Below are 6,109 nucleotides of genomic sequence, written 5' to 3'. Positions count from 1 at the left end.
CTGGGAGGCGTTGCGCGCGCCTTGCCAGATCACAAAATCCCGGCGCTCAGACGATGCCAGCCAAAGACAAACAGCTCTAAAGCCTGACGCCGTGGCGGCGTTCGAACCGTTCGCGCGTGGCCGCCAGTTCGTCCTTCCTGCGCCCTTCTGTCCACCCCAGCGCATTTGCCGCGATATCGGCGACGCGCGTCAGAAGGTCCGGCGAAACCAGTCCCGCGACCGCCAGTTGCGTCCGCCGGAACAAAATGTCCTCAAGGTGGCGGACATGCTCGTTGCGAGCGATCCAGTCGATCTCGCCCTCGCCATAGCCGGGAAGCCCTGGCAGCGGCACGAAACCGGCGCCTTCATGGCGCGCGATCGCCCCGGCGGTGGTCCCGTATCTGTCCAGGAGCGTGCCGACGCGCTCGGCGCGCGCCCCGCTTCGCCGCGTCACATCGCCGATCCAGGCCTCGCGCGCGCCGGACGTTGCGGGCATGCCGCGCCCGCCGCCGATGGCCAGCCGCTCGGTGGAAACGCGGCGGGCGGCGCCCAGACGGGCAAGAACGATGTCGGCGACCTCGGCCGAAAAGGCGCGGAACGTCGTCCATTTTCCGCCCACCAGCGAGATGACTGCGAACGGCCGCTGGCCGTCCGCCTCGCCGACCGGCGCCGAATGGTCGCGGCTGATCAGGCCGGGCGCGACACCATCGGCACTGGGCAGCGGGCGAATGCCCGAATAGCGATAGACGATCTGGGAGGGATCGAATGCCAGCCCCGGCAGCAGGGCGCGCAGGCAGCGCATGAAATAGCCGACCTCGTCATCGTCGCAGGCCACAGCGTCGGGATCGTCGGCCGGAATGTCCGTCGAGCCGACGAGCGCGCGCCCGTGATGGGGGAAAACCAGCACGATGCGCCCGTCATCGGCCTCGAAATAGACCATGCGGCCATCCAGCTGGCGGACCAGTTCGGGGTGATCGAGCAGGATATGCGAGCCCTTGGTGCCGCCGATCAGGCGGCTTTCCAGTCCCAGCCGGCCATTGACCGCGTCGATCCAGGGGCCGGCCGCATTGACGACGATCCGCGGGCGGACACGGTGTCGCGTTCCGTCCTCCCGCGTCAGTTCGACGATGCCGCCATCGTGCCCCGACAGCGCGGTCCAGTTCATTGCCCGTGCGCCGGCCATCGCCGAAAGGCCGTCCTCGACGAGTTCCAGCACGAGGCGCTCGGGCTGGGTGACGAGCGCATCGTGATAGGTTCCGACCGCAACGATGCCGGGGCTGAGGGCGGGCAGGCTGGCGAGCGCGCTCGATCTGCCCAGCATCCTGTGGCGCGGCATGGAGCGGGCGCGCCAGCCATAGAGATCGTAAAGACCAAGGCCGATCTTGATCAGCAGGGCGCCGCGGCTGCGCGGCGCCGTGGTGGAGCCGAACAGGGTTCGCAGCGCCGGCCCGATGCCTCCGGCCCAGGAATGGATGGGGATGAGCGTGGGCAGCGGCCTGACGAGGTGCGCGGCGTTGCGCAGCAGAAGGTTGCGCTCATAGGTGGATTCGGCGACCAGGCGAAACTGGCCCGTCTCCAGATATTTCAGGCCCCCATGGATGAGACGCGAGGGCGCCGCGCTGGTGCCGGACCCGAAGTCGCCCTTGTCGACGATCACGCATGTCAGCCCCTGTTCGCACAGATCGCGGAATAGGCCGGCGCCGTTGATTCCCGCCCCGACGATCAGCACGTCGCAATCGTGCGCGCCCGGATCATCCATGGCCGCTGTCGCGGGCCTTGCCGTCAAAGGCGTTCAGGCGCCCCCATGTGTCCGCCATATCGTCCGCCAGGGCGCGGTAGGCGCGATATCGATCGTCATAGTGGCCGGCGCGGCCCGGATCCGGACGGTAGACGATCGACACCGCGTCCAGGTCGCGCGGGTCGGCATCGAACCCGTCATAGGCGCCGACCGAGGCGCCCGCGCACAGCGCGGCGCCCCAGGCGGCGGCCTCGTCGGTATCGGTCACCGTCACGGGCATGTTCAGCACATCGGCGAAAAGCCGGGCGACGGCCGGGTTGCGCGAGGCGCCCCCGGTCAGCCGCGCCCCGGCAAGGCCGAAGCCCTCGCGCAGCGCATCGACATGGTGGCGGTGGTTGAACGCCACGCCCTCCAGCAGGGCGGCCAGCACGTCGCCCCGCTCGTGCCAGCCGCGCAGGCCATAAAAGCCCGCGCTCGGCCCGGCGCCGAAGGGCGATCCGAACAGGTAGGGGTGGTAGAACACCGAAGACGCGCGCTCCAGGGCCGCGTCGAGTTCGGCGCCGAGAACGTCGTGCACGGTGCGGCCACCCCGTTCGGCCAGCGTGCGCTCGGCGGCGCAGAACGTGTCGATGAACCAGTCGTAATTGGCCGTCGAGGCCGGCGAGATGGACATGTTGTTCCAGCGGCCGGGGGCGATCGCGTTGCGGCAGAACCAGCGCGCATCGATACGCGGCTCGTCCGAAACGCAGGCGTTGATCGAATAGGTCCCGGCGATGATGCCGGCCACGCCGATCGTGTGCGCGCCGATGCCCAGCGCCGAGGCGGTCACGTCGTGCAGCCCGGCGGCCACGGGCGTGCCGGCGCGCAGGCCGGTTTCGGCGGCCGCCGCCCGCGTGACGCTGCCGACGATCCGGGCCGGGTGGCTCGCCGGCGGCAGGGCGCGGGCGACGGAGGAAAGGCCGAAAAGCTCAAGCGCCCGGTCGCAATAGGCTTGCGTGCGCACATCGGTGAACGCGGTGCTGGCCTCGGTCGGATCGGTTCCGATCTCCCCGGTCAGGCGGAAGCGCAGCCAGTCCTTGCAGGCCAGCACGTGGCCGATGCGCGCGAACCGCTCCGGCTCGTGGATACGCAGCCATGCCAGAAGCGCCGACGGCGCCGACACGTGCGGTTTCTGCCCGGTCAGTTCGAGCGCCCGGTCCGGCAGGCCGCCGCGCTCCCAGTCGGCGATTACCTCCGTTGCGCGGCTGTCGAGCGACACGATGCCCGGTCCCAAAGGCTCGCCCCGGCCATCGAGCAGATAAAGCCCGTCGCCATGGGCGGTGGCGGCCACCGCGACGATCCGGCCGGGCTCGGTTCCGGTGGCCGCCAGCACGTCTCCGATCGCCGTGGCGGTCCGCCGCCAAAGGATGTCCATGTCGCGCTCGACATGGCGCGGGGCGGGCATGCTTTGGGGAATGCCGCACCGCGATACGCCGATCTGGCGTCCGTCAAGGCCGAAGATCACGGCCTTGGTGACGGTCAGCCCGCTGTCGACGGCCAGGATGCGGCTCATGCGCGTTTCCCCTCGATGACGCCCGGAGCCCAAGGGAGGAAAGGGGCTCCGGGGCAGGCCCGGCGGCCGGCGGCGTGCCGGCTCAGGCCTTGTTGTATTTCATGTCCACTTGGTTGATGGCATCGACATTGCCGGCCGACCGGCCCTGCGGATCGAATTCGGCGGCCAGGAACGCCTCGGCGATGTCCTTGGCCAGTTCGGGTCCGACCACGCGCGCGCCCATGGTGATGATCTGCGCATTGTTCGATGTGGCCGCCTTGCCCGCCGAATAGGTGTCGTGGCACTGGGCCGCGCGGATGCCGGGCACCTTGTTGGCCGCCATCTGGACGCCGATGCCGGTGCCGCAGACCAGGATCGCCCGGTCGTACCGGCCGGAGACGACCGCCGACGCGACGCGATCGGACAGGTTGGCATAGAACGGGTCCGGCCCGGCATCGGTCCGGGACAGCTCCGATACATCGAATTTCGCGCTCAGATGGTCGGCCAGCGTCCTGGCGAGCCCTTCACCGGCGCTGTCGCCCGCGACTGCAATTCTCATAGGTCTTCCTTTCATGGTCAGATGGCGGCGGAGCATCTGGCGAGTATGTCCAGATAGCCCTCGACATCCCAGGCCGAACGCCCGATGAACAGCCCGTCGACATGCGGGCGCTGGACGAACCATGTGCAATTGTCCGCATTGACCGACCCGCCGTAAAGGCAGGCGACGCGCCGGCCCAGCACATCGCGCACCGCCGCGGCGATCTCGCCCTGACGTTCGTCGGCATAGTCGGGCGTGGCGGGGGTGCCGCCCTCCCCGATCGCCCAGACTGGCTCGTAGGCCAGAAGGACCGGCGCGGCGCGCTGCGCCGGCGACAGGGTGCCGAGCGCCGCCCGCACCTGCGTTTCGAGCACGTCCCGGGCGCGTCCGGCGTCGCGCTCGGCGCGTGTCTCGCCGACGCAGATCAGCGGAACCAGCCCGTGCCGGACGGCGGCCCGGACCTTCAGGCCGACGGTCTCGTCGGTCTCGCCGAAATGGGCGCGCCGCTCCGAATGGCCCAATTCGACCATGTCGAGCCCGCAATCGGTGAGCATGGGCGGGGAGATCTCGCCGGTCCATGCGCCGTCATCGGCCCAGTGCATGTTCTGCGCGCCGACCTTGACGGAGGTATCGGCGAGCACGCGCTTGACCTTGCGGACACTCGTGAAAGAGGGGATCACGAACCGCTGGATGCGCGGGTCGCGATCCGCCTCGGCGCGCGCGAGCGCCGCCGCAAAGCGCTCCGCCTCGGCCAAGGTCTTGTTCATCTTCCAGCTGGTGCCGATCCACAATCGGTCCTGGGTCATGGGTTGTGCACTCCCGCTTCAGCGATGGTCAGCGGCAAGCCCGCCTGGTCGAGCAGGGCGCGCTGGTCGGGCCCGGGCGCCGCGTCGGTGATGATCCGGTCGAACTCGGAGAGGTCGGCCAGCTTGTAAAGCGCGGCATGTCCGAACCGGTTGCTGTTGACGATCAACACGCGCGACATGGCCGCGTTCATCATCGCCCTTTTCGACCGGACGACATTGTCGTCCATGTGGAACACCTCCAGGCCGACGACGGCGGGCGACGAGATGAAGGCGAGATCGGCGCGCAGCCCGATCAGCGCGTCCTCTGTCGCCTTGCCCAGATAGGCGTTGTACTTGGCCGAATAGATGCCGCCGAGCGCGATCAGCGTGACGCCGGCCTCGCCCTTGAGCGTTTCGAGCACGGCGACATTGTTGGTGATGACGGTCAGCGGGCGTCTTGTCGCCGCCTGGCGGCCCAGCACGGCCGCCATGGACCCGTCATTGATCATGACCGTCATGCCCGGCTCGATCAGGGCCAGCGCCGCGCCGGCCATGACGGCTTTGGCGGCGGCGCCGTGACGCTGGCGGTAGCGGAAGTCGCTCTCGAACCGCGTCCCCGACTCGATCGTCGCGCCGCCCCTGATCTTGCGCAGCAGCCCGGCGCCTTCCAGCTCGTCGAGATCGCGGTGAATCGTCATTTTCGAAACCGTGAAGCGGTTGACCAGATCGTCGAGATCGACGGCCCCGTCGGACACCAGCAGGTCCATGATGGCCTGTTGACGCTCCTCTCGCTTCATGGCGCCGCCTCCTTGCCGGTCACTTTAGATATAACAAAATATCTGTCAATAGCGTTATTTTGTGATTATCTTTTGTGATATTTTGCTCTTCGGCCGCGCAGGCCGAGACAATCCGCGCAAAACCGTTGCCGGCCACGGCGCGCGGCGACTGAAGCGCCGCAAGGCGGCCCGGACAAGGTTCAGCCGGCGTCCGACGTGTCGAGCAGCGCCCTTGCCGTGCGCTCGTCGGTTATCAGGCCGGACAGCCGCCCGCTCTTCAGGACGGCCCTGAGCGCTTCGACCTTGTTCGGCCCGCCGGCGACCGCGATGACGCGGTGCTTCATGTCCCGGTCCAGCGAGATGGAAAGCTTGCGCGCGTTCAACGGCGTTTCGAGGGCGTTGCCGTCGCAGTCGAAGAAATGTCCGACAAGCTCGCCGACGCCGCCGGCGTCGGAAATCGCCTCGATCTCGGAGAGATCGATCATTCCGGAGGCGACCAGCTGCGTCTCGGCCTCGACCGTGCCGATGCCCACGATCTTGAGCGGGGCGGCCTCGGCCAGTTGAAAGACCTCCGCAACGCCGCGCTGCGAAAGCAGCACCTGCCGGTCCTCGGCGCTGTTGGCGAAGAACGGCACGGGCATCACATAGGCCCGCGCGCCCGTCTTCTCGGCCAGCATGTGCATGACATCGTGCGGATTGGCCGCGAAGTTCGGGGTCAGGCCGCCATTGAGCGACACGAAGCGCAGGCCGCTGGTGCTGAAG

The 6,109-nt window shown here is 68.5% G+C and carries 5 protein-coding genes and 1 pseudogene; all 6 read right to left on the bottom strand.

The annotated features are described in order from the left end of the window. Nucleotides 1-76: 76 nt before the first annotated feature. Complete coding sequence (locus tag AC5E6L_RS01220; protein ID WP_491231011.1) at nt 77-1,738, bottom strand: glycerol-3-phosphate dehydrogenase/oxidase; 1,662 nt, start codon at nt 1,736-1,738, stop codon at nt 77-79. After that, a complete protein-coding gene (locus AC5E6L_RS01215) occupies nt 1,731-3,269 on the bottom strand; it encodes an FGGY-family carbohydrate kinase (protein ID WP_491770695.1) in 1,539 nt (512 codons plus the stop codon). The genes AC5E6L_RS01220 and AC5E6L_RS01215 overlap by 8 nt, the downstream gene beginning before the upstream one ends. An 82-nt stretch (nt 3,270-3,351) precedes the next feature. Then, on the bottom strand, nt 3,352-3,807 hold the full coding sequence (gene derI, locus AC5E6L_RS01210) for a D-erythrulose-4-phosphate isomerase (protein WP_491228486.1): 456 nt from the start codon (nt 3,805-3,807) through the stop codon (nt 3,352-3,354). A gap of 17 nt (nt 3,808-3,824) precedes the next feature. After that, on the bottom strand, nt 3,825-4,592 hold the full coding sequence (locus AC5E6L_RS01205; protein WP_491770692.1) for a triose-phosphate isomerase: 768 nt from the start codon (nt 4,590-4,592) through the stop codon (nt 3,825-3,827). Beyond that, on the bottom strand, nt 4,589-5,368 hold the full coding sequence (locus AC5E6L_RS01200; RefSeq protein ID WP_491228484.1) for a DeoR/GlpR family DNA-binding transcription regulator: 780 nt from the start codon (nt 5,366-5,368) through the stop codon (nt 4,589-4,591). The genes AC5E6L_RS01205 and AC5E6L_RS01200 overlap by 4 nt, the downstream gene beginning before the upstream one ends. A gap of 179 nt (nt 5,369-5,547) precedes the next feature. Beyond that, nucleotides 5,548-6,109, bottom strand: a pseudogene (locus tag AC5E6L_RS01195) (sugar-binding transcriptional regulator); the annotation flags it as partial.

Source organism: Roseitalea sp. (assembly GCF_984466335.1).
This window is presented reverse-complemented; position numbering and strand designations above follow the sequence as displayed.